This is a genomic window from Hymenobacter duratus (genome assembly GCF_014698995.1).
Lineage (GTDB): Bacteria > Bacteroidota > Bacteroidia > Cytophagales > Hymenobacteraceae > Hymenobacter > Hymenobacter duratus.
Genome location: NZ_JACWZZ010000003.1, coordinates 83,580 through 108,574, shown reverse-complemented (window position 1 = coordinate 108,574; position 24,995 = coordinate 83,580). Strand labels below are relative to the sequence as shown.

26 protein-coding genes are annotated in these 24,995 nt (G+C 59.9%); 8 read left to right on the top strand and 18 right to left on the bottom strand.

Features of this window, described 5'->3' with window-relative positions; translation table 11 throughout:
- Window position 1 precedes the first annotated feature (1 nt).
- Both IC231_RS14015 and IC231_RS14010 read left to right on the top strand, forming a co-directional pair.
- Window positions 2–304 (top strand): hypothetical protein, encoded by a 303-nt coding sequence (locus tag IC231_RS14015; RefSeq protein WP_190785137.1) that lies wholly within the window; start codon window positions 2–4, stop codon window positions 302–304.
- A gap of 11 nt (window positions 305–315) precedes the next feature.
- Window positions 316–1,164 carry an alpha/beta hydrolase gene (locus IC231_RS14010; protein WP_185889653.1) on the top strand — a complete coding sequence of 283 codons (849 nt, stop codon included), beginning with the start codon at window positions 316–318 and terminating at the stop codon, window positions 1,162–1,164.
- Window positions 1,165–1,228: 64 nt separating this feature from the next.
- Here IC231_RS14010 and IC231_RS14005 read toward each other — a convergent pair whose 3' ends face one another.
- The 3 genes from IC231_RS14005 to recQ form a co-directional block, all read right to left on the bottom strand.
- Window positions 1,229–1,948 carry a pirin family protein gene (locus IC231_RS14005; protein ID WP_185889654.1) on the bottom strand — a complete coding sequence of 240 codons (720 nt, stop codon included), beginning with the start codon at window positions 1,946–1,948 and terminating at the stop codon, window positions 1,229–1,231.
- Between the two features lie 207 nt (window positions 1,949–2,155).
- A complete protein-coding gene (locus IC231_RS14000; RefSeq protein ID WP_185889655.1) occupies window positions 2,156–2,965 on the bottom strand; it encodes an XRE family transcriptional regulator in 810 nt (269 codons plus the stop codon).
- A gap of 203 nt (window positions 2,966–3,168) precedes the next feature.
- Complete coding sequence (recQ, locus tag IC231_RS13995) at window positions 3,169–5,418, bottom strand: DNA helicase RecQ (RefSeq protein ID WP_190785136.1); 2,250 nt, start codon at window positions 5,416–5,418, stop codon at window positions 3,169–3,171.
- A 159-nt stretch (window positions 5,419–5,577) separates the two neighbouring features.
- Between recQ and IC231_RS13990 the strand changes: the two genes are divergently transcribed.
- On the top strand, window positions 5,578–5,922 hold the full coding sequence (locus IC231_RS13990) for a four-helix bundle copper-binding protein (protein WP_185889657.1): 345 nt from the start codon (window positions 5,578–5,580) through the stop codon (window positions 5,920–5,922).
- 41 nt (window positions 5,923–5,963) lie between these two features.
- On the opposite strand, the gene IC231_RS13985 is transcribed toward IC231_RS13990, so the two are convergent.
- Window positions 5,964–6,908 (bottom strand): YihY/virulence factor BrkB family protein, encoded by a 945-nt coding sequence (locus tag IC231_RS13985; RefSeq protein ID WP_190785135.1) that lies wholly within the window; start codon window positions 6,906–6,908, stop codon window positions 5,964–5,966.
- A gap of 90 nt (window positions 6,909–6,998) precedes the next feature.
- Here IC231_RS13985 and IC231_RS13980 point away from each other — a divergent pair, with 90 nt between their 5' ends.
- The gene (locus IC231_RS13980) at window positions 6,999–7,544 is read left to right on the top strand and encodes a DUF2062 domain-containing protein (RefSeq protein ID WP_190785134.1); all 546 of its coding nucleotides are present in this window, start codon (window positions 6,999–7,001) and stop codon (window positions 7,542–7,544) included.
- A 93-nt stretch (window positions 7,545–7,637) separates the two neighbouring features.
- Here the strand turns inward: IC231_RS13980 and IC231_RS13975 are convergent, their stop codons facing one another.
- From IC231_RS13975 to IC231_RS13955, 5 genes are all read right to left on the bottom strand, one after another.
- Window positions 7,638–8,621 carry an enhanced serine sensitivity protein SseB C-terminal domain-containing protein gene (locus tag IC231_RS13975; protein ID WP_190785133.1) on the bottom strand — a complete coding sequence of 328 codons (984 nt, stop codon included), beginning with the start codon at window positions 8,619–8,621 and terminating at the stop codon, window positions 7,638–7,640.
- A gap of 141 nt (window positions 8,622–8,762) precedes the next feature.
- Window positions 8,763–9,200 (bottom strand): c-type cytochrome, encoded by a 438-nt coding sequence (locus IC231_RS13970; RefSeq protein WP_190785132.1) that lies wholly within the window; start codon window positions 9,198–9,200, stop codon window positions 8,763–8,765.
- Entirely contained in the window at window positions 9,197–9,889 is a 693-nt protein-coding gene (locus tag IC231_RS13965) for an SCO family protein (RefSeq protein WP_190785131.1), read from the bottom strand. Before IC231_RS13965 ends, IC231_RS13970 begins: the two co-directional genes overlap by 4 nt.
- Complete coding sequence (locus tag IC231_RS13960) at window positions 9,889–10,317, bottom strand: hypothetical protein (RefSeq protein ID WP_190785130.1); 429 nt, start codon at window positions 10,315–10,317, stop codon at window positions 9,889–9,891. Before IC231_RS13960 ends, IC231_RS13965 begins: the two co-directional genes overlap by 1 nt.
- Window positions 10,318–10,414: 97 nt before the next feature.
- Window positions 10,415–11,116: a DoxX family membrane protein gene (locus tag IC231_RS13955; RefSeq protein WP_190785129.1), complete on the bottom strand. Its 702-nt coding sequence runs from the start codon at window positions 11,114–11,116 to the stop codon at window positions 10,415–10,417.
- A gap of 171 nt (window positions 11,117–11,287) precedes the next feature.
- Here IC231_RS13955 and IC231_RS13950 point away from each other — a divergent pair, with 171 nt between their 5' ends.
- Complete coding sequence (locus IC231_RS13950; protein ID WP_190785128.1) at window positions 11,288–11,425, top strand: hypothetical protein; 138 nt, start codon at window positions 11,288–11,290, stop codon at window positions 11,423–11,425.
- Window positions 11,426–11,518: 93 nt separating this feature from the next.
- On the opposite strand, the gene IC231_RS13945 is transcribed toward IC231_RS13950, so the two are convergent.
- Window positions 11,519–12,016: a DUF4112 domain-containing protein gene (locus IC231_RS13945; RefSeq protein WP_190785127.1), complete on the bottom strand. Its 498-nt coding sequence runs from the start codon at window positions 12,014–12,016 to the stop codon at window positions 11,519–11,521.
- Window positions 12,017–12,159: 143 nt separating this feature from the next.
- Here IC231_RS13945 and IC231_RS13940 point away from each other — a divergent pair, with 143 nt between their 5' ends.
- The gene (locus tag IC231_RS13940) at window positions 12,160–13,149 is read left to right on the top strand and encodes an aldo/keto reductase (RefSeq protein WP_190785126.1); all 990 of its coding nucleotides are present in this window, start codon (window positions 12,160–12,162) and stop codon (window positions 13,147–13,149) included.
- A gap of 60 nt (window positions 13,150–13,209) precedes the next feature.
- Here the strand turns inward: IC231_RS13940 and IC231_RS13935 are convergent, their stop codons facing one another.
- A complete protein-coding gene (locus IC231_RS13935; RefSeq protein WP_394368206.1) occupies window positions 13,210–14,661 on the bottom strand; it encodes a DNA integrity scanning protein DisA nucleotide-binding domain protein in 1,452 nt (483 codons plus the stop codon).
- A 234-nt stretch (window positions 14,662–14,895) separates the two neighbouring features.
- Here IC231_RS13935 and IC231_RS13930 point away from each other — a divergent pair, with 234 nt between their 5' ends.
- Complete coding sequence (locus tag IC231_RS13930) at window positions 14,896–15,159, top strand: hypothetical protein (protein WP_190785124.1); 264 nt, start codon at window positions 14,896–14,898, stop codon at window positions 15,157–15,159.
- A 30-nt stretch (window positions 15,160–15,189) separates the two neighbouring features.
- On the opposite strand, the gene IC231_RS13925 is transcribed toward IC231_RS13930, so the two are convergent.
- On the bottom strand, window positions 15,190–16,395 hold the full coding sequence (locus IC231_RS13925; RefSeq protein ID WP_317173283.1) for a BaiN/RdsA family NAD(P)/FAD-dependent oxidoreductase: 1,206 nt from the start codon (window positions 16,393–16,395) through the stop codon (window positions 15,190–15,192).
- A 143-nt stretch (window positions 16,396–16,538) separates the two neighbouring features.
- Here IC231_RS13925 and IC231_RS13920 point away from each other — a divergent pair, with 143 nt between their 5' ends.
- The gene (locus IC231_RS13920; protein WP_190785122.1) at window positions 16,539–17,729 is read left to right on the top strand and encodes a cation:proton antiporter domain-containing protein; all 1,191 of its coding nucleotides are present in this window, start codon (window positions 16,539–16,541) and stop codon (window positions 17,727–17,729) included.
- Window positions 17,730–17,800: 71 nt separating this feature from the next.
- Here IC231_RS13920 and IC231_RS13915 read toward each other — a convergent pair whose 3' ends face one another.
- The 6 genes from IC231_RS13915 to IC231_RS13890 all read right to left on the bottom strand — a co-directional run bounded on the left by IC231_RS13915 (window position 17,801) and on the right by IC231_RS13890 (window position 24,968).
- Entirely contained in the window at window positions 17,801–19,579 is a 1,779-nt protein-coding gene (locus IC231_RS13915) for a chloride channel protein (RefSeq protein ID WP_190785121.1), read from the bottom strand.
- A 116-nt stretch (window positions 19,580–19,695) separates the two neighbouring features.
- Complete coding sequence (locus tag IC231_RS13910; protein ID WP_190785120.1) at window positions 19,696–20,523, bottom strand: mechanosensitive ion channel family protein; 828 nt, start codon at window positions 20,521–20,523, stop codon at window positions 19,696–19,698.
- Between the two features lie 92 nt (window positions 20,524–20,615).
- Window positions 20,616–21,002, bottom strand: a complete 387-nt coding sequence (locus IC231_RS13905; protein WP_190785119.1) for a hypothetical protein — start codon at window positions 21,000–21,002, stop codon at window positions 20,616–20,618.
- A complete protein-coding gene (locus IC231_RS13900) occupies window positions 20,999–21,304 on the bottom strand; it encodes a hypothetical protein (RefSeq protein ID WP_190785118.1) in 306 nt (101 codons plus the stop codon). The genes IC231_RS13905 and IC231_RS13900 overlap by 4 nt, the downstream gene beginning before the upstream one ends.
- Before the next feature lie 97 nt (window positions 21,305–21,401).
- Complete coding sequence (locus IC231_RS13895; protein ID WP_190785117.1) at window positions 21,402–21,836, bottom strand: nucleoside deaminase; 435 nt, start codon at window positions 21,834–21,836, stop codon at window positions 21,402–21,404.
- 117 nt (window positions 21,837–21,953) lie between these two features.
- Window positions 21,954–24,968, bottom strand: a complete 3,015-nt coding sequence (locus IC231_RS13890; RefSeq protein ID WP_190785116.1) for a PD-(D/E)XK nuclease family protein — start codon at window positions 24,966–24,968, stop codon at window positions 21,954–21,956.
- Window positions 24,969–24,995 lie beyond the last annotated feature (27 nt).

The following is a 24,995-nucleotide window of genomic DNA, read 5'->3' as shown; positions in this document are numbered from 1 at the left end:
TATGGGTAAAGAGCTTCGGCTTAGCGGTCAGAATTTTGACCCTGAAGCGGCGCTGCAGTTCGTGCAGCGCCGCTTTCGTGTGATGCAACATGATGCCTCGCAATTAAGTCTTGCCTTGTTCGCTACGGAAGAAACTTCTGTTTCACCTCCGGTAGCTTGGCCTCCGGTATTTATAGGAATAGAAGCCAATGGATTCTACTTCTGCGACAATCTTTTCTCCGCTACGGAAGCGGCTCTCATTTTCAAGCAGCTATGCGAATTCATGCTTACCTCCAGTAATGAAATTCGAATAGCAGAACTATAACAGCTACAAGTATGAGTACCAAACATGTTTTCTGCAGTTTCTTACTGCTTCTCCTAGTAGCTTTTGCCACCCCGGCCACGGCCCAGACCCAAACCGCGGCCCCGCTCAGTATCGGCCAGACGTTCACCTTGGAGTCCAAGGTGTTGGGCGAAACCCGGCGGATTAATGTGTACCGGTCGCAGGCCTACGGCCAGTCAGCAGATATGCCCCTGCCGGTGTTGTATATGCCCGATGGCGGGATGCAGGAGGATTTTCTGCACGTGGCCGGACTGTTGCAGGTAGGAGTTGGTAACGAAACCGTGCGTCCGTTTCTGCTGGTCGGCATCGAAAACACGGAGCGCCGCCGCGACATGACCGGCCCTACTACCAACCCCGAAGACAAAAAGATAGCGCCCCGTGTGGGTGGTTCGGCCGCATTTCGGCAGTTTATCCGTACCGAGCTGATGCCCGAAATAAAGCGGCGCTACCGTACTACTTCGGAAACAGCCGTGGTAGGCGAGTCATTGGCGGGCCTGTTTGTAGTAGAAACCTTGCTGCTGGAGCCTACCCTGTTTGACACTTATCTAGCCTTCGACCCGAGCCTGTGGTGGAACAATGAGCAACTGCTGAAACAGTCCCCCACGGTGTTGGCGGCATATGCTGGCAAGCCCAAAACGCTGTACCTCGCCTCCAGCAACGAACCTCAGCTTGCAACGTCCACGGCGCTGTTGGCAAAAAGGCTAGAAACAGCTGCAAACCGATCCATAATGTGGTATTACAAGCCGTTGCCTGAAGAAACGCACGGAACCATCTACCATCCGGCGGCGCTACTGGCTTTCAGAACCGTACTCAAACCGGTTAAGGCTAACCCAGCCAAGTAGAGCTGGAATGAGTTCTGATCAGAAATTGAAAACGAAAAAGGCCGGTGCAAGCCGGCCTTTTCGTTTAATAGTTGGCTTCGCTGCCCGGCAAATCAATCAGGATGAACTGAGCATCCTTGCTGGCGCGAATCTCCAGTACGTGTTCATTGGTGGAACGAACCTGGTCGTTGGGCCCAACATCTACACCGTTGACGTAGAGCGTTCCTTCCTTCACATAGATGAAGGTATTTCGGATTGGAAAGGTCTTGAATGTCACCGTCTTTTCCTCGCGCAGATTGCACCAGTACACCGTGGTGTTGGAATTCATGAACACTACATCCTCCAGCACTTTCTGTCCCGAAACCAGTGGCACCAACTCGTTTTTGCTATCCAGAAAGTCTACGTCCTTCTGTTCGTAGCTGGGGGCTAGGCCGCGCTGATTGGGCATAAACCACAGCTGGTAGATGTGGGCCGGCTTTTCTTCGGCATTGTGCTCGGAGTGGGCTAGCCCGGTGCCGGCAGTCATGCGTTGCACCTCACCTTTCTTAATAGTGGCCTTGTTGCCCATGGTGTCAGCGTGGCATAGCTCACCTTCCAGCACCAGCGTCACAATCTCCATTTCGGAGTGTGGATGTTGTGGAAAGCCTGATTCGCCCTGAATGGTATCATCGTTGAAGACGCGCAGGGGGCCGAACTGCACATTCTGCGGATCGTAATAGTCGGCGAAACTGAACAGGAAGTAGCTGCTGAGCCATTGCACCGGAGCAGCGTGGTGGCGGTCGGTGGCAGGGATAACCTTGAGCATAGTGTGGCGAGGTTGAGTGATTGTACTGCCCTTACGCGCTAACGCAGCCGGAAGTTAGCTGCAGCATACTGTTCACTCTGTTGCTCACCCTGACTGCTGTTGAACGGGCGCGCGGTTTCACCATCTAGTGCTTGTAAAAAGCAAAAGCCCATCCGCACGGTGCTGGATGGGCTTTTGCAATGAAACAGCTGTGGTAGCTGGCGTGTGCTATACCTTTTTCATGGTGCTTACCTGCTGCTGCAGGTCCAGCACGATGCTGGCCAAGCGGTTCAGTGACAGGTCGGCAATAGGGAAAGTGCTGCTAATGTAAGCTTTCGCCTCCCAGATTTCTACCACGTCCTCCACGTCGATTTCGTAAGGCGAGTACACTGGGTTGTCGGAGTGCAGAGCCAGCATGGCGCCTTCTTTCAGACGGTTGAAAACCCGCTTGAATACGATGCCCTCCTTGCTGCTGACCACGATGCAGGGCGTACCATCCTTAATGCTCAGCCAGTCATCGACATAGCGACCCACAATGACGGTTCCGCTGGCAATGGGCAGCATAGAGTCACCGGCAATTTCGAAGGCGCGGTAGGTGCCAGTGCTACCCAGCATGGGCAGACGGAACTTAGGCAGCTCTTCCAAGTACTCCGGATCAGCATAGCCATTGAGGTAGCCGGCGGCTGCTTTCTGTGGTACCAACTCAATATTCTCATTCTGCTCTTTGTCTACTGTAAGAGCCAGAATGCGCAGGTTGCCGCCAGGGCGGGTAGGGTTGGGGTCACTGGTTGTGCCAGCTGCTTCCAGCTGGCGCACAGCGGCCTTGGCGTTTTTCTTCTTGCTAAAGTCGGTAGTGACCAGCTGGTCAAGCGAAATGCCGAACAGTCGGGCCATATTCACGAGGGTCGCCAGCTTGGGCTCGGCGCGGCCTTCTTCGTAAGCGCCCACTAAGGAGCGTTTGATGCCTAGTTTTTCGGCCATCTGGGCCTGCGTCAGGGCCAGTTCGCGCCGCCAGAATTTGAGGTTCGTGTTAATCATGTCGCAGGGGGAGCCAGATAAGGGGCTTCAGGGGTAAAGAATTACCGGCTCACGAAGATACGAACCCATCTACGCGAATACTAATTCAATTAGCCGAAACTTTTAGCAAATTTTTTTATTTGCCGTGCTGCCTAAAGCAAAAACGTCATTCCGAGCGGAGCCGGGAATGACGCTTGCAGAATATCATATACGAGCGAGTAGCTCTATTCCCCGCGTAGCTTCTTGAAATACATAAGTGCCAGGCGCAGGCGGAAATAGTCGTATTTCTCGCGCAGATGGTCGAACAGGTCGCGGAGCATAGGTGAGCTACCAAGTTGGGCCTGTGCGGTCTGAATTTCAGCTAGGGCTTCCGGCGTCAGAAAATCGGCGATGCGCACATCGTAGCCACCGGCGTAACACGTGGTCAGGTGGGTTTGCACTGTAGAAGCTGTCAGGCCGCGACGCTCCGCTATGGCTTCCACGGTCAGGCCCATGCGGTGCAGCTGGAACGTGGTTTCGGCGGTGCTGCCGGCCTCCGTATTGGCTTCGCGCTTGCGTGGCGTGCGTGGGGCCCCAGCATCGTCAGGATCGAGGCTGCCGGAAATAGCGTCTTCGGCCTCTGCCTCAGCGGCCGGGTTGCCGCCATTGGCCAAAATTTCTCGGATGAACTGTTCGCCGTAGGTGTCGAACTTCTTCATGCCCACGCCCGAAATGCCCAGCATAGCCACCCGGTTTACGGGGCGCTCCACGGCCATTTCCTGCAGGGTAGCATCCGTGAAGATGACGTACGGCGGCACGTTCTGCTCATCGGCAATGCGCTTGCGCAGGTTGCGCAGGGCTTCGAAGAGCTGCGCTTCCTTGGTGGCAGGAGTGGCAGCTTTCTGAGCGCCTTTGCGGCCCCGGGCAGGCTTCTCGGCTTTCTCGGTGGGCTGGAATTTCTTCAGAGCCAGGGGGCGCTGGCCTTGTAGCACCTCGCGGCCCAGTTCCGTGATTTTCAACGCGTAGCCTTCCTCGTAGGCAATGTAGAGCAGCCCGTCGTTCAGCATCTGGTGGATGTAGCTGTACCAGTCGAGGTAGGGCAGGTCGGCGCCGGCACCGTAGGTTTTGATCTGGTCGTAACCACCGCTGATTACGGCTTGGTTGCGCATGCCGCGCAGCACGTCAATCAGCAGACCGATAGGGGCCCGCTCGCGCATGCGCACCACCGCCGACAGCGCCTTCTGGGCAATCAGGGAGCCGTCGAAAGTGGTGGGCGGGTTGCGGCAGATGTCGCAGTTGCCGCAGTCGGTGGCCAGCGTCTCGCCGAAGTAGTTGAGCAGGATTTTGCGGCGGCAGCTGGCAGCTTCGGCAAACTGCTGCATGCGCTCCAGCTTGGTGAGGTTGAGCTGCGTGAGGTGCGGATTTTCCTTGGTCAGCATCTCGCGCAACTGCATCACGTCGGCGAAGGAGTAGAACAGCACGGCCGTGGCCGGGGAGCCGTCGCGCCCGCCGCGCCCGATTTCCTGGTAGTAGCCCTCGATGTTTTTGGGCAGGTTGTAGTGAATCACCCACCGCACGTTGCTCTTGTCGATGCCCATGCCGAAGGCAATGGTGGCCACAATCACCTGCAAATCGTCCTTGAGGAAGCCTTCCTGCACGGCGCTGCGCTGGTTGGGCGTCATGCCGGCGTGGTAGAAGCCCGCCTTCACGCCCTTGGCCTGAATCTTTCCGGCCAGCGTTTCACACTGTTTGCGCGAGAGGCAATAGATGATGCCCGACTCACCGGGATGGCGCTCCAGAAAATCCAGGATGCCGCCTACCCGGTCCTGGCCGGGGCGCACAATGAGGTTGAGGTTGGGCCTATCGAAGCTGGACAGAAACACCTGCGGTTCCTGCATGCGCAACTGCTGCTGGATGTCGCGCTGGGTGAGGCGGTCGGCGGTGGCGGTGAGGGCAATGATGGGCACCTGCGGAAACTGTTCGCGCAGCACCCGCAGCTGGGTATATTCGGGCCGGAAATCGTGGCCCCATGAGCTGATGCAGTGGGCCTCATCAATGGCGAACATGCTGATGCGCATGCGCTTAAGAAACTGCAGAAAGCCGTCAGAGAGAAGCTTCTCGGGGCTCACGTAGAGCAGCTTCATATAGCCATTGAGGCAGTCGCCGCAGATGGCATTCTGCTCGCTCTGGCCCACGCTGCTGTTGATGTAGGCCGCTGAAATACCGTTGGCTTTCAATGCTTCCACCTGGTCCTTCATCAGCGCAATCAGCGGCGATACTACTACGCAAACGCCCTCACTGACGACGGCCGGAATCTGGAAGCATACTGACTTGCCACCCCCCGTAGGCATAAGTACTACCGTATCGCGCCCGTCGAGGATGCTCTGGATAATATCCTCTTGCATAGGCCGAAAGGTGTCGTAGCCGTAGTATTGCTTGAGGACCTTGCGAGCAGAGTCGAGGGTAGGAGCGAGGGGTTCGGTAGCGAATAACATCAGGCAAAAATACGACGCGGCGGAGGGACTTGAAGCTTGAAGGTAACCACAACAGGGGGGAAATGGTGCAGCATTCCAGCCGAATCCTACACGGCGGTTCGGGCAGGAACTGCGTAAAAACAAGCCTGTCAACCATTCATCTTCCCCACACAAACTACCATGAACCAGCCCACTTCCTCCGCCCTCGACAACCAGATCCTGCTGGATGCCCTCAACCGCTGCGTAGCGGCCTGCGAGCATTGTGCCACCGCCTGCCTTAACGAAGAGCACGTCAAGCACATGGTGGGCTGCATCCGCCTAGACCGGGACTGTGCCGATATTTGTGCCCTGACGGCCCGCCTCGTCGCCCGTGGCTCGGTGCACGCTAAGCACATCATGAAAGAATGCGTGGAAGTATGCCGCCTTTGTGAGGCCGAGTGCGCCAAGCACAACCATACGCACTGCCAGCAATGCGCGGCGGCCTGCAAAGCCTGCGCCGACGCCTGTGCGGCTTACATGGGCTAATCTCACTTGGCTACGTCTGCTACAACGGGCGTAGCCAGTGGTTACCCTTCCTGGTCTTCTACTATATCTACCAAACGGTAGCGCACGGCCGATTTTTTGGGTTTGATATCAATACCGGCGTAGTGCGCATAGGCCTTGGTGAAGCAGGCGCCGAAGTAGAATATCATGGCCGAATAAAAAACAAACAGCAGCACCAATACTATGCTGGAAGCGGGACCATAGATGGGCCCCAGGTTGCGTGGCACCAGCAAATGCCCCAGCGCAAACTCGCCCAGGTCGATGAGGATGGCGGTGAGGACGGCCCCACGCACAACCGCCCGCCAGGGTACCTTAGCGCTGCTCAGGTTGCGAAACGTGACGCCAAACCACGCGGCCAGAATCAGCAGGGAGGTAATCTGGCTGAACACCTGAAACAGGTAGTAGCCAAAGTTGGCGTCGAAGTCGCGCACATAGTCGGCCAGGAAAGCCAGCGTGGCATCGGTAGCGAAAGCCAGTAGCGTAAGCAGCCCGGTAGCCAGTAGCACGCCCAGCGAGCGGGCCCGTTCCTGCAACACTTTGCCCAGCCGCCCGCCGCTGCGCTTGGGCCGTATCTGCCAGAGCTGGTTGAGCGAGTTCTGGATGACTACGAACAGCGTGGTAGCAATGAAAAGCAGAAACCCGAAGCCTAGCCATGTAACCAGCCGGGTACGCTGCACATTGCTCACGTTCTGCAGAATCTGCTCTACCAAACCGGCGGCGGTAGCCCCCAGAAACCCGGAAAGCTTGGTAAGCAGCAGGGTGCGCGCAATGGAGGCCGAGTACAGGGAACTCAGTAGCTGGATGAGAATAATGAGGATGGGAGGCAGCGCAAACGTGGTGAAGAACGCCGTGGCCGCGCCCAGCCGGAGCGGGTCGTTGGCAGCCAGCTCCCGGGCGGCACGGCGCAGCAAGATTACGCCATTGGTGAGGCGGCGGCGGGTTGGGCCCTTAGCGTGTACTTTTGTCATCAGGGCTGCGTACTGGTTCCGGCCCATAGCCGTTCAACGTACGAAGGTACGGCCCCGCCCCGATTCCTACACCCTGATTTTCTGTTCATAGTGTCCCTATCTGTTCCTCCTGTTTCGTCGGCTCCGCCGGTACCTGTCAGTTGGTGGCGGCGGCGCCTCGTCAGTCCGCTCCTGAATATGCTCAAGCAGGGCCTTAGCCCCGCACAATTGTCGTTGACAGTGGCTTTGGGAGTGATTTTCGGGACCGTGCCCATACTGGGCATCACCACCCTGATGGCTACTGCCACGGCCGTTCGGCTGCGCCTGAATGTAGCCGCGCTGCTACTGGTCAGCCACTTGATGAGTCCGGTGCAACTGGTGCTGCTTATTCCGCTGCTTCGCCTGGGAACCGGCCTGATCGGAAACGGAAAGGGTCCGGAACTGACGCTGACCCAACTTCAGTATCTGTTTGCCCATGACTGGCAGCAGGCGTTACAATTGCTCTGGCAGGCCGGATTGGGTGCTCTGCTTATCTGGGCGGCCGTATCGGTTCCGGTAGGACTGGCCCTGAACTTCGGGTTGCGGCCGGTGTTTCGGCGGCTTCTGGCCCGGCAGGCACAGAAAGCAACCACAGAACCGGAAGAGCAGAAGGTATAAAGCAACAGCGCATCTGAAGCAACGAGGCCGGACAGGGTAGTATTTCTACCACTGTCCGGCCTCGTTGCTTCAGATGAACTATTGGTCAGCTGCTTAGCCGCGCTGGTAGAAGGGCTGCTGCTGATTGAAGTACTGGTTCAGCGGCTCATCGGAGGTGGGGTTCAGTAGCATCATGTCTACGAACTGGTAGCCTTCGAGGCGGCCCTCAATAACCGGACCCAGCTCCTGCAGAAACTCGGGGTTCTGCTCCGGGCTGGCTGCCTGAAAGGCGAGCAGCAGGCGCGGAGGCTCCGGGCTGTTTTCCAGACGCATTTCGGCTACAAATGCCTTGTCAATGAAGTCTTTGTCAGCGCAGAACTCGCGCAGCGCCTCCAGCAGTACGGTAGGCTCTTCGGTAGGCGGGCCCAGCTGAACGGGCATCTGCTCGCCTTCCGGAGCAACCGGCTGGTTTACCAGATCAGAAGCCAGCAGATCCTGGATTTCCTGGCTCGTGAGCAGCTTGCCGGCCGGGGAGAAGGGGTTCAGCACGCAGTCGGTGGCCTGTACCATCTGGAGCAGGTCGAAGCCGCGCACGTGGATGTAGGAAACGCTGCTGGCCTCAACCCCGCCTTCGTAGATCCGGTCTGCGGACGAGAACAGCGGAATTTTGCCGTCGTGCAGCACCTGAAGCTGGATTTCCATGCCCGGCTCAATTTGTACCTCTCCGCCGGTTTCGCCCTCTTTGGGCAGCGTCACAGCGTATAGCTCCTCATGAATCAGGGCCTGATAGAACGCAGCCCGCAGGTTGGGTTCGTGCACGGCGCGCATCAGCAGCTCTTCCAGAATATTGTTGGGCTGGTAGGGCAGCTGAGTGGGCTGGCCAGGCTCAGGCGCCTGTTCCTGCATCATTTGCATGGGGGGCATAGGCGGTACCATCGGGGCCTCATCCGCTACGGGAAGCGTGTAGTTGGAGCCCTTATAGCGCGGGCCGGCCGGAGCGGAGGTGGAAGCAGCACCGGGAGTGGTAGGAGAAGCCGGGGCAGACGGAGTGGTTTCCGGCGTTTCCGGCTTCTTTTTCAGAAAGTCAAACAGACCCATAGGAATACGAAAAATGAAAGTGCAATCTACTGAGGTTTGCTGAAGTGGTGAAATCGGGAGGCGGGTAAATTGCCGGACAATCCGCACAAAGTGCGCCCGAAACGGCTGGCACCGACCTTTACTAGCACGCCGCTTTGCTCGCTACTGCCCGTCGGAGCCGTGGCAGGGCTCCAGCAGCTCTGATACTTCCCGCACCGTGTACGGCTCGTTCTGGTTGCCCCAGTTGCGCTGCACAAAGTTCAACAGGTTGGTAATCTGAGAGTCGGTCAGGTCTTCGTGGCCCGGCATCACCTGGTTATAATGAATGCCATTCACCACCACGTCGCCCTTCATGCCGCGGCGCACGATGCACGGCAGCCCGGCGCGGTTGCGGGCCACGTAGTCGGAGGCGGCTACGGGCGGAATAAGGCGGCGCAGGCCTTCACCCTGGGTGCCGTGGCAGCTGGAGCAGTGCGTCTGGTAGAGCGCAGCGCCTTCATTCTGGCGGTTGGAGAAGCAGCCGGTACTGGCCGTGGCGAGCAGCAGCCCGGCCGCGCTGCCTGCACTCAGACGTAGAAACGGCAGCAAAAACTGGCTCATTTGGCCGCCGCCTGGCGGGTTTCGGCTTCTTCTTTCAGCAGGATCGGCAGGTCGTGGATAAGCTGATCTACCTGGCTTTTCTCCATCCCATCGTACACGCCGCGAATACGACGCTGGGAATCTACCAGCGCGAAGGTGCCGCTGTGGGCATAGCCCCCAACTACCGTGGAATCCTTTTCGGCGCCGGTCATGTAAGCGCGGGCCAGGGCAAACACTGTATCATGCGGAGCGGTGGCGAAGTGCCAGCGCGAAGCATCCTGAATGCCAAGCCGCTGCGCATAGTCGCGCAGCACCGGAATCGAGTCGTGAGCCGGGTCGATGGTGTGGCTCAGAAACAACACGTTCGGGTCGTCTTTGAACTGCTCGTACACGCGCAGTAGCTCGCTCTGCATCTTAGGGCAGATGCTGGGGCAGGTGGCAAAGAAAAAATCCGTGACATATACCTTGCCGGCAAACGTCTGGTTGGTAATGACCTGGCCGTCCTGGTTGGTGAGCCGGAACGCGGGCACCGGATCCGGCAGCGTATCAGCAGCAGAAGTCGGCTCGGTGCGCTTGATGCCCTGAATAGGCAGGCGCTCCGGCTGCGTGGAGGTCGTATCGGAGGAGCAGGCGGCCAGCAGGTTGCCGGCCGCCAACAGGCTGGCTACGGCGGCGCGGCGAAGGGAAAAGCGCGAAGCGGAAGGTGACATTAGGGGCGGGTAGAGGGTGTGGCCGGCGCGGCTGCCTTCAGCAGAAGCTGCGCCGAGTCGAGGCTAGTGCGAAACAGAACAGCTACGGAGTCTATTTTGTGCTGCTGGCCCGCAAAGTAGCTGAGGCGGCGCGCTACGGCGGCCGTATCGGCGGGCTTGCGGTAGCGGTGCATCCAGTCCATCATGGCGGCATCGGCGGCGAGCAGGGCGCGGCGCTGGCGGCCGGCGGCCACGGTATCGGGGCCGGGCGTTTTCTGAAGCTGCTGGCGCAGGATGGTGAGCTGGTCCATCTGGGCCATCAGCTCGTCGTGTTTGGCCAGCACGGCTTTTTCGGCGGCTTCGGCCTTCTGCTCGTCGCTGTTGAGTGAAAGGCAGCCCGGCAGCAAGGCCAGAACGGGTAGCAGGTAAACTAGGCGGAGGGTTTTCACAGCCGCAAAGGTAGGGCTTGCGGATTTGTGGATGGAATGAAACCCCCAGAACTTCCCGCCTGGCTGGGCCTCTTTCGGGCCTGCTTGCGGCGCCAGACTACCGGTTATCGGTGGGGCGTTCTATGCCGGTATCCGGCCGAAGTCCGGCTCTGCGCAGCCACAGGCCGGCGGTCAGCACTAGCCCCAGCCCCGCAAGCATGGTCGCCTGCATCAGCCGGAACGAAACCGGGTAGAGCAGGCTGCCGCCCACGACCAGGCCTATGCCCAGCCACCACAGGCCTTCGGCGGGGGGCGGACCGGTTTGCAGCGGCTGAGCCCGCAGTACCGCTGCCTCGGCAGGCGGGTAGAGCAGCCACTTCAGCCGGGCATAATCGTGCAGCAGCAGGCCAACATTCAACACCAGAAACCCCGTAACCAGAAAGGGCGTGCCGGTCCAGTGCTGCGACCAGGTGAGGAAGATGATGTTGAGCCACATAGGCACCAGCAGCACCGCGCCCAGTAGCGCAAACCGGCCCGTGAGCAGCAGCAAACCCGTCAGCAACTGCGCTACACCAATAAACTGCGCGAAGATTTCCAGGCTGTGCTCGGCCAGAAACGCGTGGTTCATGGGCGGGCCCATCAGGCCCGGGATATGGTTGTCGGAGAGCTTGTAGAGGCCGCCACCCAGCATCAGGGCCCCCAGCAGCAGGCGGGCCCCCAGCACGTACAGGCGCCGCCACCAGCCGCCGGCCCATAGCGCCACTACCGTAGCCAGAAGGGGGAGCAGAATAACCGGAGAATATAAAAGCAACGGGGACATAGCAGCTGGGCGGGTTGAATGGCGGCTTCTCGGGCAGTAATATAGCATAGACACGGAAGCCGCTTTGTACTCGTATGCCCCGAAACCGGCAACAGATGCCCTGAGCGTAGCGTGCTGGTGCCGGGCTGATACGGCTCCCTTGCCATGGCTGCGCCGCAAGCAGCCGCCGGGATGCGGAAACCACAGGTCTGCCTGGTAGCGGGCTCCATGCACGGCCAGCGTCGGGGCATTGTCAATTTCCTGCAGCTCGGCTTTGGTGTGCTGAGCGCCAGCTTCTACCGCGCCGGCCTGCCCCGCCGATGCCCCTGACGGAAATACTCAGAGGTATCGGCGACTTTCAACTCAAGATTAAGGCAAGATTCGCTAAAACGCTGCAAGCGAGCTGCTTTGGTATAAGGTAGCTTATTGAAAATACTCCCACAACGATTTGAACAGCCAGTAGCCGCCCCACAGTGCCAGGCCCCCAATTACGATGAGTGCCAGCAGCGTCATGGCCAGCAGTCCTTTGCCCGAGCCCGTGTATCGGCCCTCGGCATAGTGGCGGCGGAGCAGGCGCACGTTCTTGTCGTTGGCCTTATACGTGAAGTCGAAGATGGTGCCCACCACCGGAATGGCGCCGATGATAGTATCGAGCAGCACGTTCAGGACCATACGCACCACCAGGTTGCCGCTGGCGCCGTGGCGCATCATGGTGAGAATGAGCACGCCCGAAATGGCCAGCGACGGAATGCCGCCGACCACCGGAATCAGGCTCATGAGCGGGTCGATGCCGAAGCGCCAGTTGGTGCCAGGTACCGTAAACTGGCTATCGAGCAGGTGCGAGATACGCTCCACCCAGCGCAGCCGCTCATCCTGGTCGAAGGTGGCGGGAAGGGGAGTGGCGGTGAGAGGAGAGGTCATGGCGGAGAGGGAGAGAAGGGAGTTGCTGCATTTAACGCAGAGTGTCCGATATAAGGTTGGGTTTCGTATGGTCAGGACCAACGGCGACAACCATTCATGGTGCTGCAGGTTATATTCCTCCACACTTTCAACTCTCTACGCATATGCAGCAACGCACACTGGGCCGGTCCGGCCTCACAGTTTCCGCCCTGGGCCTCGGCTGCATGGGCATGTCAGATTTCTACGCGGGCCGCGACGATGCCGAAAGTATCCGGACGCTGCACCGCGCCGTAGAGCTGGGCGTCACATTCTTTGATACGGCTGACATGTACGGTCCTTACACCAACGAAGAGCTGGTAAGCAAAGCCCTGAAGGACCGCCGCAGCCAGGTAGTCATTGCCACCAAATTCGGTATTCTGCGCGACCCGAACGACCCGACCAAGCGTGGTATCAGCGGCCGGCCGGAGTATGTGCGCCAGGCCTGCGACGCTTCCCTGAAACGCCTCGGCACCGACTACATCGACCTCTACTATCAACACCGCGTCGATCCGAATACGCCCATTGAAGAAACGGTGGGCGCCATGGCCGAACTGGTGAAAGCCGGCAAAGTGCGCCACCTGGGCTTGAGCGAAGCCGCCGCCGATACGTTGCGCCGCGCCCAGACGGTGCACCCTATTACGGCGCTGCAAAGCGAGTACTCGCTCTGGAGCCGCGACCCGGAAGACGGTGTGCTACAGGCCTGCCGTGAGTTGGGAATCGGCTTTGTGCCGTACTCGCCGCTGGGCCGGGGCTTTCTCACGGGCCAGATTCAGAAGTTTGAGGATTTGGCCGAAGACGATTACCGCCGCCACACGCCCCGCTTTCAGGGTGAGAACTTCCAGAAAAACCTGGATCTGGTGGCCCGCATCAATGAGCTGGCTACCCAGAAAAGCTGCACTCCCGGGCAGTTGGCTCTCGCCTGGGTGCTGGCCCAGGGCAACGATGTCGTACCGATTCCGGGCACCAAGCGGGTACACTACCTGGAAGAAAACCTGGGGGCACTCGAAATCAGTCTCAGTCTGGAAGAACTGGCCCAGCTCAACTCTATTGCGCCCAAAGGCGCCGCAGCCGGCCAGCGCTACCCCGAGCAGATGATGAATAGCGTAAACGGCTAAATAGCAGCGAGTTTTTGCTAAGTAGGCAGGGCCCCGACGGGGTCCTGCCTACTTAGTGCTTCAGCGCCGTAATGGGGGCAGCAGATCAATCAGGCCATCTTCACTGACCACGATGGCCAGGCAGGCGTAGCGGCTGCTTTCCACGTAGCGCAGGGCCGAATTGTAGCGGGAGCCGCGCGAAGAGTCGCCCTTTTCCGTAGCCAGCCCGTCGAGGATGGCCCCGATGGCGTGGCAGGTACCGTCGGGCTCGATGAATACCGCTCCGTCGATGTTGGTAACGAGGCGGAGCACCGACGGCGTCATAAGGCGAGGAGCCACGCGGAAGCACTGGCGCGTCAGGCGTGCGGCCTCCTGTTTCGCACCTTCTGAAATTACCAGAATGGTGCCGTTGGTTTGCTCGGTGGCGCGCTGTGTCAGTTCCCAGAGGTATTCCACGGTGCCGGTATCGAGGTGCGGGAAGATGCGCTGCACGGCCCGGGCAAAATTCTCGGCATCGACCCGGCCCTGCGGCAGCCGCGGAGTGTTCGATACCACCTTCATCATCACCTCCTCATTGTGCGTCAGTTCCCAGCTATAGTGCCGGGTAAAATGCACAGTAAACAGGGGCTCAAACGTCGGATCGTCAGGGGAAACCAGGTAGCCCAGCCCGAACACGTCGGTCGCATCGGAAACCAGGGCCGTATAGTCCTCACTGAGTTCGAGCAGCTTCCGGATCCGCCGATGGTCGCGGAGCGGAATCGGGCTTTCCAGCGTGAGCACCGGCACAATAGCCGGATGGTGGCGGCGTGCAACCAGCATCGTGCCCACACCTTCGTCGCCCTCGTGGCGGAGTGCCGCAATGCCGTTGCAGGCATCGTAGAGGCCATGCGTTCCGGCGGCTGCGCGCAGCATAAAGCTGCGGCCCGCCGCCCGCAGCACCTCGTTGTAGTCGCGGTCCAGTACGGGCCGGTCATCATCTGTGTCCGATTCGCGCAGGGCCCGGCTGCAGTCCTGCAGAAACTCCTGCACCGCCGCATGCACCAATGACACGGGCCGGTTGCCGGGGCCCGGTACCGGCAGCGCGTAGTACGCTTGATAGGCTTCGGCGGAGAGCTGCAGAATCACTACTACCTGATAGCCATACAAACTGACGGGTGTGGAGCAGAAGCTCAGCCGCTCCTCCTCTCGGATGCTGCTCAGTTCCGCAAGCGTCTGTTCCGTGGCCCGCCGTAGCAGCTCGTACCAGCGTAGCTTTTCGTACCGGTCGTGGTCGGTGGGGTGCAGGTGGTAGACTACGTCGCGGGGGCCATCGGGCTCCAGCGCGGCGGCACGGGCCTTCACGTCAGCGAAGTCAGTAGGCGTGTAGCGCAGCGTGGAAGGCTCCACCACCACCGCCTGCGGTTCGTCTGTTTCCCGGGCCGAAGCCAGACCGAGCAAAAAAACTTCCGGCTTAAGTGTACGGTCAAGAATGTTGAAAATGCCTTCAGCAAACAACTGGGCTGAGACACGGAAAAGGCTTTGGTGGTCCCACATAGATGGGAGCTGGAAGCTGGGCAAGGGCAACGAGGAAAGTGAAGAAGAGGCGAGAGGTACCAGATACGGAAAAAGTGCCGCCGAGGATAGCCCCCAATTTGACCCTCTGTTTTGCGAGGCAGCAACATCGGACTGGTTGAGAAGTTATAGTAGTGTCTTCCGCTTTGGCCGCTTGCGAAAGGCTTCCGGAAAGTGTATCTTAGATAGCTGCCGCACCCGCCGTAGCTGCCCGCCATGTTCGTCTATTTTCTGCTATCCGGATTCGGGTTTCTGTGTGCATTTGCTGCGCTGCCGCTGCTCACGGGGTATTGCGCCGTCAACTATGGCCGCTCTTTCTGGCTCTGGTTTACGCTGGGCTGGGTGCTGCCTATCGTATCGTTCTTTGTGCTGGTGGCCCTCATTGTGCGCGGGCAGCTGGACCAGGGTGAGCGGCTTTTGGCCGAAGCCAAAGCTATTCTGGCCAAAGCGGAAGCAGTAGCGCTGAAAGACGAGGAATAAATACTTCCCACGGCCTAACGTGCTGCCCCCTTATAAGCGCAGAATGGCTTTTGCGGCCCACGCCCCAGTGCTGAAGCAGCCCTGCAGCAGATAGCCGCCGGTGGGCGCTTCCCAGTCCAGTATTTCGCCGGCCACGTAGGTGACGGGGCGGCGGCGCAGCATCAGGTGGTCGTCCAACTCCTCCCACGCTACCCCACCTGCTGTACTAATGGCTTCATCAAGAGGCCGAAGCGCATATACAGGCAGAGGCACGGCGCGCAGCAGCCGGGCCAGGGCTTCGGGCGTGGCGGTGGCTTCGGGAGGCGCTACTTCGCGCAGCAGGGTAGGCACGGGCGGCCCAAGGCGGAGTTGCTGCCGCAGGAAGTCGGGAAGGGAGCGGCCATTGCGGGGTTTCTGCAGCTTTGCAAGTAGTTGCTCGTCGGACAAATCGGGCTTGAGGTCGAGTAGGAGTGTGGCTGATGGGTTCTGCTGCAGCGCGTGCCGCAGGGCAGGCGTGAGGGCATAGACCGGAGTGCCTTCCACTCCGTACTCGGTGAGCAGCAATTCGCCCCGCTCCATCTGGCTGCCACAGTGCAGGGCTATGTTTTTGAGCGGCATGCGGCCCACTTTCTGCCGGAAAAATGCCGACCACGCCACTTCCGCCCCGCAGTTGGCGGGTTCAAACGGTACGCAGCGCACGCCAATTTCCTCGAAAGCCGTAGTCCAGCGGCCATCTGACCCCGTTTTCTGCCAGCTCGCGCCACCCAGGGCCAGCAAGGTGGCATCCGGCTGCACCACAACTTCCTCGGCAGTTACCTCATGGCGTATGCGCAGCCCGCTGGGGCCCTCAAACCCTAGCCAACGGTGGCGAGTGTGGAGTTGCACACCCAGTGCCTGCAGCCGCTGCAGCCAGGCGCGCAACAGGTCGGCGGGCTTGTGCTGCTCCAGCGGAAACACGCGCCCACTCGTGCCCACAAACGTAGTAATGCCCAGGTCGGCGGCCCAAGCGCGTAAGTCGGCGGGGGAGAAGTGCCGCAGAAAATGCTCAAAATCGGGCTGCCGGGCACCGTAGCGGGCCACAAAAGCCGCCGGAGTTTCGGAGTTGGTGAGGTTGAAGCCTCCGTGGCCGGCCACCAGAAACTTGCGCCCCACAGTTGCCTGCGCCTCATAAAGAGTCACGCGGCAGCCCGCTTCCGCCAGCCGCTGTGCCGCCAGCAAACCGGCTGGCCCTCCACCTACTATGGCAACGTGCTTCACTGAAAAAGTGCTGGAATGGCGTAGGGGTAGCGGGAAATAATGCCAAGCAAAGGTAAGGTAGGTTCGGCGGGAAATCTGGGTTTGTCGTATAGCAGGGGCATTCTGTTGCTGGACTCCGGTTCCGCTTCTCCTAAACTGCATTCATGGGGCCTTACACTATACTTATCGGGCTGAGCGTCGCCGTCATCCTTTCCTACCTGTTCGACTTGGTGGCGCGGGCTACCAAAGTGCCCTCAGTGCTGATGCTGCTGCTCACTGGTATTGCCCTGCGCCAGGCCGCCGACTACTTCGATTTTGCCCTTGGTATTCCGAAGGTGGTGCTGGAGTTGTTCGGGATTATCGGCCTGATTATGATTGTGCTGGAAGGTGCCCTCGACCTTAAGCTCACCCGCGACAAAGCCCCGCTTATCCGGCGCTCTTTCCTGGCGGCGGTACTTATGCTGGTGGTACAGGCCGTGGCTATTGCGCTGCTGCTGCAGGCGTACGTGGGCGCTTCGTTTCAGACCTGCCTCGTGAATGCCGTACCGCTGGCCGTTATCAGCTCCGCTATTGCCATTCCCAGTGTAGCTAACCTGATGGGGGAAAAGCAGGAATTTATCGTCTACGAAAGCACGTTTTCCGACATTCTGGGCATCATGCTCTTCAACTTTGCGCTGCAGGACAACTTCGCGCAGGGCATTTCGGTCATCACCTTCACCCGCGACGTTGTGGCCGTGCTGATTGTGGCGGTGCTGAGCACGGCGGCGCTGGCCTTCCTGCTGGGCCGTATCCGGCTGCACGTCAAGTTTTTCCTGATTCTGGCCTTCCTGATTCTGCTCTATAGCCTGGCCAAGAAGCTGCACCTGTCGTCGTTGGTGCTGGTGCTGGTGTTTGGGTTAGCCGTCAACAATGCCGAGCTGCTGCTACGTGGCCCGAAGCTGCAGCGCTGGCTGCACCCCGAGCAGCTGGCCGCCGAGCTGCACCCGCTCAAAAGCATCACGGCCGAGTCGGCGTTTCTGATTCGCACCTTCTTCTTTCTGCTGTTTGGCTTCAGCATCACGCTCAGCAGCCTCGTGAGTGGCACACTGCTGCTGCAGGGCCTGCTGATTGTGGGGGTGCTGACGGCCATCCGCTACGTGTACCTGCGCTACGTAGCCCGCACCGACCTGATTCCGGAGCTGTTCATCGCGCCCAAAGGCCTAATTACCGTGCTTCTGTTCTACAGTATTCCTAATAAGCACCTCATCGGGGAACTGGGCGAAAACATCCTGTTCGTAGTTATTCTGCTGACCGGCGTGCTCATGATGATAGGCCTGCAGCTGACCAAAAAGGAGCCGGAAATAGGCGAGTATTAGGCCGGGCTACGGAGCTATGTGCTGTAAGGGCTGTCACTAGGACCAGGCTGCCGGTTCTACCAGTCCGTCGCCTACTCCGTCTCCTTCAGAAGCTGCTTGCGGTAGCCGACCAGAATGGTGGATTTGAGCAGGAAACCCACGTAAACCCCCTGATTCACAACCGGCAGGGCCGGCACGTTCAGTTGCTCCATGCAGCGCAGGGTATCGAGCAGGGAGTCATCGAGGTTGACGGTGGCCGGCGGGTCGGTCATTAGGTCCTGAACGCGGGTGGTGGTGTAGTGCTCGTCATCGAACAGCGCGTTGCGCACAGTGTCGAGCGTGACGATACCGAGTAGAAGGCCCTTATCATCAACCACCGGAAACAGGTTGCGGGTAGCGTGGCGAAACGTATCAACCAGCGTGCCCAGCGTATCCTGCGGGTGCACGGCCACAAAGTCGGTCTGCACAAGGTGGTGCAGGTCGAGTTGGGAGAGCAGGCTCCGGTCCCGGTCGTGGTGCACATAGACGCCGCGCTGCACCAGCTTGCGGGTGTACACGGAGTAGGGTTCGAAGTAGCGCGTAATCAGGTAGGAAGAGCTGGTAACCACCATCAGAGGCACAAAGAGGGCGTAGCCGCCGGTAATTTCGGCAATCAGGAAGATAGCCGTGAGCGGTGCGTGCACCACGCCGGCCAGCACGCCCGCCATGCCCAGCACAATAAAATGCACTTCCGTCACGCTGGTCAGGCCACTCAGATTGATGAGCCGCGCAAACACGAAGCCCAGCAGTGCCCCCGCAAACAACGACGAGCCGAACATACCGCCGTTGCCGCCCGCGCCCACCGTAATGGTGGTGGCAAATACTTTCAGCAGCATACTGGCCGTGGCTACCCCCAGCAAAATCCACACGTTTTCGTCGCGGTACACCGCGAAAATGGAGCCGTTGACCAGTTCCTGCCCTTTGCCAGCCAACAGCTGCTGCACAATGTTATAGCCTTCACCATAGAGCGGCGGAAACAGAAATACCAGCACGCCAAGCGCCAGGCCCCCCAGCGCCACTTTCCGGAACGTGCCCGGCCACCGCTCAAAGAACTTGTCGGCCGCGAAGTATACCCGAATCATGTAGACGGACAGCAAGGCCGTGCACAGCCCCAGCATCACGTAAAACGGCACCGCATCCACGGGCCAGCTGGTGGTGATGAGCACGAACGGCTGGCCCTCAAACAGCGCTTTAGATACCACCGTGGCCGTGGCCGTGGAAATCAGCAGCGGAATGAAATAGGGCGCGGCCAGCTCGCTGAGCACCACTTCCACGGCAAACAGTACGCCGGCAATGGGCGAGTTGAAGATAGCCGCTACCCCCGCCGCCGCCCCGCAGCCCACCAGCAGGCGTCGCTCGCGCCGGCCCACGCGCAGCAGCCGGGCCAGATTGGAGCCCTGCGCCGCGCCGGTCACAGAAATGGGGGCCTCCAGACCCGCCGAGCCGCCAAACGACACGGTAAGCCAGGAAGTAATGAACTGCGAATACAGCTTGCTGCGCGGCACAATACTGCCCTGCCGGGCAATGTTATAAATCACCGGTCCCAGTCCGCGGCTCAGGTTGCCATCCAGAAAATAGCGCGTGAAAATGACCGACAGGGCAATGCCGATAATCGGATACAGAAACAGCGCGAACACGCGCTTCTCTTCCGGCACCCACGAATACAAAAACTCCTGCGAGCTGTGCACCGAATTCTTGAGCAGCACTGCCGTCAGGCCGGCCATCAGGCCCACCAGCACGCTCACCAGAATCAGGTACACCCGGTCGTTGATGTGGCGTAAGCGCCAGAATAACAAAGGGCTTAGGATCCGGTGAACAAGCTTTTTGGCCATAGCCGCAGGGCAAAGTGAAACGCTAGCCCGCCGCGCAGGCAAACGGTACAGTTTATCTCAACGCAGGATAGTGAAAAACTGACGTTGAAGGCCCATAAAATTCTAAAATATTGCGGCTACTGCGCCAGGTTAGGAGCAGGGTAGCCCTTCTCCTGCAGCATCACCTTCACTTTCTGCATCAGGTCACTTTTAATCTGTAGCGTGCCGCGGCGGTATTCGTCGGAGGAAGTCCAGAAGTACACGCGCAGGTCGGCGGTGGTGCCGTTGGTTTTCTCCAGAATAATGTACGGCGGATGGGCGGTTTCGTGCTGCACGTCGGGGTGGGTGCGCAGAAACTCAAGCAACAGCTGCTGCACCTGGCCCGGGTTGCCGTTGTCGCCGTAGTCTACGCTGGCCAGAAAATCCTGGCGCAGGTTACCGTCGCGGGTGAAGTTGATGAGGGGCTCCTTGAGCACCAGTGAGTTCGGCAGGAAGACGTGCTTGCCATCGAAGGTGCGCATGAGCGTGGTGCGCAGATTCAAGGCCTCCACATGGCCGATCTGGTCTTTGATCTGCACGGTGTCGTTGATGTGAAAGGGCCGGTTGAAGGCCAGAATAACGCCGGCCAGGAAATTTTCAGCAATGTCCTTGAAGGCAAAGCCCACAATAAACGCCGAAAGCCCGGCCCCCGCCAGCAGCCCGCTCACCACCCCCGAAAGCCCTACTATCTGCATAGCCAGCAACAGCCCGATCAGCACAAACACCCACTTGCTGATGCGGGTCAGAAAGTCGGCCAGCAGCGGGTCGTGGGAGCGGCGGCGTAGCCGGCCTCCGATTAAGGTACTGAGGCGGTTGGAAACAAAAATGGCAACAATCAGCAGCAAAAGTGCCAGCGCCAGCTTAGGCAATACATACAAAAACTGCTGCCAGTAAGTCGACAGCACGCGGTTTAAATCCTGCAGCATAGAACGAAAATCAACTAAAACCAACCGCCCCGCGGCATGGGGCCGGCGGGGCGTTATGAGGTTCTACGCAAAAAAACGGGCAGCAGGTTCGCTCAATGCGCTGCCGGCCGGTTCAGCCAGTACCAGAAAATGAGCCCGCCTACGGCATACGCTACCACATCGAGCGGATCGGCAGTGGCACGGGAATCGAAGCGGGGCAATATGCCCTCAAACCATACGGCCATCACCAGCCACGTGCTGAAAATCCAGGAAGTGGGCAGTACGAAAGCCGGGTTGCGGAAGTAGAACCGGCGCATCAGCCACAGCAGCAGTGTCAGTTCCAGCGGTAAAGTCAGCGTATCGGCCAAGTAGGCGGTGAAGGCGGGCGGCCACAGAGGCCATGGGCCCAGCCAGTGGCGCTTGTGCGCGGCCGATACCAGGTACAGCACTGTTCCCACCAGAAACAGCGGGTGGCGTAGCTCGGCGGGCCAGCGTCTCATCCGGCCAGCAGCGTCAGGAACCAGACCATAAACGACACCAGTGCCGCAAAAGCCAACTGCCCTCCCCGGACGATGTACTTAAAGAAACGCAGCACAGAGCCGTCGTCAGGGTTGATTTTGATCTGCAGAAACTCGGGCAATGGCTCCTTGGCCTGCGCGTCGCGGGCCTGTTCGCTGCGCAACCGCGGCGCATCCAGCAGCAGGCCGCACCGCTCACATCTATCCTCGGCGCGCTGCTGCCAATTGCTCCAGAAGCCGCAGTGCGGGCACTTTTTGGAGGAAAGGAGCGGCTGGTTATCCATATGGGCAAAGGTACGGGAGTTGGTTGTTACTGGCTGATTGTTGGTTGTTGATTGTTGGTGTCGTTCTGAAGCAACAACCAACAATCAGCCAGTACCCTTACAGCTCCATGATGTCCTCGTTCCAGAGCATAGGCTCGGCCTCGATGAACTCCTGCATCATGTCCACGCACTCCTGCGAGTCCAGAATCACGACTTCTACGCCGTGGCTTTCCAGAAACTCCTTCGACTCGCCGAAGGTGCGGGCTTCTCCTACCACTACTTTCGGGATTTTGAACTGCACGATGGTGCCGGCGCACATGTAGCAGGGCATGAGCGTGGTATAGAGCACCGTGTCGCGGTAGGTGCGCTGGCGGCCGGCGTTGCGCAGGGCGTCCATTTCGCCGTGGGCAATGGGGTCCAGCTCCTGCACGCGCTTGTTGTGCCCGCGGCTTACAATTTCGTTGCCGCGGCGCAGCACCGAGCCAATCGGAATGCCGCCTTCCTTGCGGCCCTGGCGGGCTTCGGCAATGGCCGCCTGCATGAATTCATCCATGTGGTTGATTTGTTAATGGTTGGAGGTTGATTGTTGAATTGTCAATTATTGAACTGCTGATTGTTGGGAGTTGACTGTCTGATACGTCTTCAGCAATCAATTCCCAACAATCAACAATTACCGGGCGCAAATGCCGCGGTACGGGCAGTATTGACACTTGTCGAGGTCGTCGGTTTTGCGGATGGGCTCCTGCGGGTCGAGGATGCGGTTGATGATGCGGCTGAGCAGTTCTTCGCTGCGCTGCACGAAATCCTGCCCGTCGTCGGTGAGGAAGCCCATATCGGCCGACATGGGGCCAGCGCCCAGGTTACGCAGCGAAATGATGGCCGTGTCGGCGGCGGGGCGGCCGCCCTGGGCCAGCATGAAGCGGTAGAGCCAGAGCTGGCGCACTTTGTCAGCAGCCGAGGTGGCATCGTGTACTAGGCGCTCAGCGGCATCAGCCGACGTCTCACCACGCTTCTGCAGCTTCAGGTCGTAGGGCTGCACAAGGCCGGTTTTGTAGTCCACGACTCGCAGGCGTCCATCGGGCAACTGGTCTACCCGGTCGGCAAAGCCAATGAGGCTGACGCGCAGCTTCTCACCATCAGGCAGCGGCACGTACACGGTGGCCTGCAGGCCTTCTTCAATGCTCTGCACCTGCAGCGGCAGGCCGTCCTTCTCAGTGAGCAAACCCTCCAGGTAGCGGCGGACCAGCTGCGAGGCTACCTGGCCCAGCACGTGGTTGAGGCCTTCGTCGGCGCGGGCGTGGCGGTCTTTTTCCTCCTTGCGTAGGGCCTTGGCCACCATCATGGGGGCCAGCCCAATCAGACCCGGAATGTCGGCGGCCGTGAGGGGCTTGCCGCTCTGCTGAAACGGCCCCAGCAGCTCTTCCAGCGCTTCGTGCACCACCGTTCCGAAACCGTCGGCCCCAAGAGCTTCTTCCACCTCGTCGGTTTCGCGGAACTTAGCTAAGCGGTTGAAGTAGAACTTCAGCGAACAGGCCAGATACTCATTCAGCGCCGTAGGAGAGAGGCCACGGCCAAGCACCTCGCGCAGCGCCTGCAGCATCCCAGCGTCTTTTTCCAGCACCAGGTCGCCGGCTTCACTGCTGCGGATGGTTCCCTCGGCCGGCGTTGAGGTTTGGGCGGAGTTGGCAGTAGGAATCTGCGGTGTGGATGGCTGCGTTTCTGCTACTGCCACCACGTCTTCCAGCACCATCTGCGGGCTTTGGGGCAACAGGTCGTTCTGGAGTTGCAGCAGGAAGCGGCTTCGCTCGCCGGTGCGGGTGCCCTCGGCGCCGGGCAGCACGTGCACCAGGTCTACGCGGCGGGCGCGCTGCAGCAGCCGCCAGAAGTGGTAGGCGGTGGCGGCTTCGTGGTCGGCGTAGGTGGGCAGGCGGAACTCGGTCAGCACGTCGTACGGAAACAGGGACGTGTGGCGCTTGGGGGCCGGCAGCACGTTTTCGTTGCAGCTGAGCAGAATGATGTGGTCGAAGTCGAGGGCGCGGGTTTCCAGCAGGCCCATCACCTGCACATCGGCAATGGGCTCGCCCGAGAAGGGCAGGCGGGTGCGCGTCATCTGTTCGTAGAGGAACCGGCGGAAGGAGCGCACCGACAGCCGCTGCTCCCGGCAGTCGAACACCGAATCGAGGCGCTTGACGAGCGTGTAGAACAGGTACAGGTACTCCGCCTCGATGGCCGAATGCTGCTCTTGGTACACCTGTTTCAGCAAGTCAATCAGGGTGTAGCAGGCCGCAATGATGTCGTCGCAGGTGTCCCAGGTCTTGAACAGGGCCTCAATCAACTCGTGGTCCTGGCCCAGCTCCAGCAGCTCGGAAGCCGGCAGCAGCACGGCGTTGCGGCGCACAATCTCGCGACACACCTTGTCGAGCAGGCCGTGGTATCTGGTTTCGGGCTGCTTATCGAGCCACTGCTGGTAGCGGCGCAGAAACGGGTGGCCCAGCAGCTTCGTGACGGCCAGATGGTGGTAGCGCGGCACGCCGTAGCCGGTTTCGCTGGAGCCTTCCCGGATGCCTGTCAGGTGCACTTCGAACAGCAGATCCACGAGGTTGAACAGGGGCGTGCTCTGAAAGCTCAGGCCCATGGTCACGTTGTAGTCGGGCACGGTGTCGGGCGGGAGGCCGTGCAGCACGGGCAGCAGCAGGGTTTCGTCGGGCAGCACCACGGCCACGGTGCCGCTGGGGTTGCTGGTGCGGGCTTCGGCCAGGAGCTGGCCCGCCACTTTGCCCTGCATGCTGGCATTGGCCACGCCCACGAAGCGCACGTGCCGGGGCAGCCCGCGCAGCAGTTCCTCAGGCCCGCCAAAAGCTTCTAGCGGCAGTTCCCAGTTCTTGAGGTAGCGGCGCAGGTGCTGGCCGGCGCGGTTGGGCGTGTCGCCTTCCATATAAAAGGCGTCGGCATCGAAGCGCACTTCCGCCAGCCCTTCTTTCAGCAGCAGCCGAATCAGGCGCTCCTCGGCCCGCGATAGAAAGCCCAGACCCAGAAACACGTGCCTGGCCAGCGGCCGGCCCTGCTCAATGAACTCGGCCACCCGCTCGGAGGCGCGGCGGTAGGCCAGGCCGGGATAGGCCACGCGCTGGTCGAGCATGCGGCGGCGCAGGCGGTAGTACACCTTGCTCAAATCATCCCAGAACTTGAAATAGCCGGCCGTCATCGACTCAGGCTTGGGCGCTTCGCCCTGTAGGTCCCAGCGCTCCAGTGCCTTGGCCTGCGACAGGTATTCGAACACCTTGTCGGCGGGAGCCAGGTTCTGGTCGAGGCTGGAGAAGTCTTCGAGCAGCAGGCCGGCCCAGCCTACAAACCGGTCGAAATCCAGCTGCGGGTCAATGTCCTTGAGGATGTCGTAGAGCAGCAGCTGCAAGGCAATGGGCTCTTCTACCTGCACGCCGGCCAGCTCCACCATATAGTCTTCCATGGCTGCCACACGCGGGCTCCACAGGGCCTCGCCGGCGTCGGTGGCCATGGCTAGTTCGTTTTTCAGATACACCACTGCCCTCCGTGTGGGCACCACCACCACCAAATCCGACAGCTCCTCGGGCGCGTAGCGCGTGGTCAGGTCGCGGGCCATTTGGGCCAGAAACGACTCGGTGGAAATAGCAGTGCGAGCAGTGAGCGGGAGCGTAGGCAGATTCATCGAAAGTAAAGATACCTTGCAGCCAGC

Bases quoted from the DNA above. Each gene is read 5' to 3' on its own strand.
- IC231_RS13945 (WP_190785127.1), bottom strand. From the start codon at position 12,016: ATGACCTCTCCTCTCACCGCCACTCCCCTTCCCGCCACCTTCGACCAG.
- IC231_RS13985 (WP_190785135.1), bottom strand. From the start codon at position 6,908: ATGACAAAAGTACACGCTAAGGGCCCAACCCGCCGCCGCCTCACCAAT.
- recQ (WP_190785136.1), bottom strand. From the start codon at position 5,418: ATGTTATTCGCTACCGAACCCCTCGCTCCTACCCTCGACTCTGCTCGC.
- IC231_RS13930 (WP_190785124.1), top strand. From the start codon at position 14,896: ATGTTCGTCTATTTTCTGCTATCCGGATTCGGGTTTCTGTGTGCATTT.
- IC231_RS13940 (WP_190785126.1), top strand. From the start codon at position 12,160: ATGCAGCAACGCACACTGGGCCGGTCCGGCCTCACAGTTTCCGCCCTG.
- IC231_RS13955 (WP_190785129.1), bottom strand. From the start codon at position 11,116: ATGTCCCCGTTGCTTTTATATTCTCCGGTTATTCTGCTCCCCCTTCTG.
- IC231_RS14015 (WP_190785137.1), top strand. From the start codon at position 2: ATGGGTAAAGAGCTTCGGCTTAGCGGTCAGAATTTTGACCCTGAAGCG.
- IC231_RS13920 (WP_190785122.1), top strand. From the start codon at position 16,539: ATGGGGCCTTACACTATACTTATCGGGCTGAGCGTCGCCGTCATCCTT.
- IC231_RS13950 (WP_190785128.1), top strand. From the start codon at position 11,288: ATGCGGAAACCACAGGTCTGCCTGGTAGCGGGCTCCATGCACGGCCAG.
- IC231_RS14010 (WP_185889653.1), top strand. From the start codon at position 316: ATGAGTACCAAACATGTTTTCTGCAGTTTCTTACTGCTTCTCCTAGTA.
- IC231_RS13970 (WP_190785132.1), bottom strand. From the start codon at position 9,200: ATGAGCCAGTTTTTGCTGCCGTTTCTACGTCTGAGTGCAGGCAGCGCG.
- IC231_RS13895 (WP_190785117.1), bottom strand. From the start codon at position 21,836: ATGGATGAATTCATGCAGGCGGCCATTGCCGAAGCCCGCCAGGGCCGC.
- IC231_RS13890 (WP_190785116.1), bottom strand. From the start codon at position 24,968: ATGAATCTGCCTACGCTCCCGCTCACTGCTCGCACTGCTATTTCCACC.
- IC231_RS13905 (WP_190785119.1), bottom strand. From the start codon at position 21,002: ATGAGACGCTGGCCCGCCGAGCTACGCCACCCGCTGTTTCTGGTGGGA.
- IC231_RS13915 (WP_190785121.1), bottom strand. From the start codon at position 19,579: ATGGCCAAAAAGCTTGTTCACCGGATCCTAAGCCCTTTGTTATTCTGG.
- IC231_RS13965 (WP_190785131.1), bottom strand. From the start codon at position 9,889: ATGTCACCTTCCGCTTCGCGCTTTTCCCTTCGCCGCGCCGCCGTAGCC.
- IC231_RS13990 (WP_185889657.1), top strand. From the start codon at position 5,578: ATGAACCAGCCCACTTCCTCCGCCCTCGACAACCAGATCCTGCTGGAT.
- IC231_RS13935 (WP_394368206.1), bottom strand. From the start codon at position 14,661: ATGTGGGACCACCAAAGCCTTTTCCGTGTCTCAGCCCAGTTGTTTGCT.
- IC231_RS14005 (WP_185889654.1), bottom strand. From the start codon at position 1,948: ATGCTCAAGGTTATCCCTGCCACCGACCGCCACCACGCTGCTCCGGTG.
- IC231_RS13910 (WP_190785120.1), bottom strand. From the start codon at position 20,523: ATGCTGCAGGATTTAAACCGCGTGCTGTCGACTTACTGGCAGCAGTTT.
- IC231_RS13900 (WP_190785118.1), bottom strand. From the start codon at position 21,304: ATGGATAACCAGCCGCTCCTTTCCTCCAAAAAGTGCCCGCACTGCGGC.
- IC231_RS13975 (WP_190785133.1), bottom strand. From the start codon at position 8,621: ATGGGTCTGTTTGACTTTCTGAAAAAGAAGCCGGAAACGCCGGAAACC.
- IC231_RS14000 (WP_185889655.1), bottom strand. From the start codon at position 2,965: ATGATTAACACGAACCTCAAATTCTGGCGGCGCGAACTGGCCCTGACG.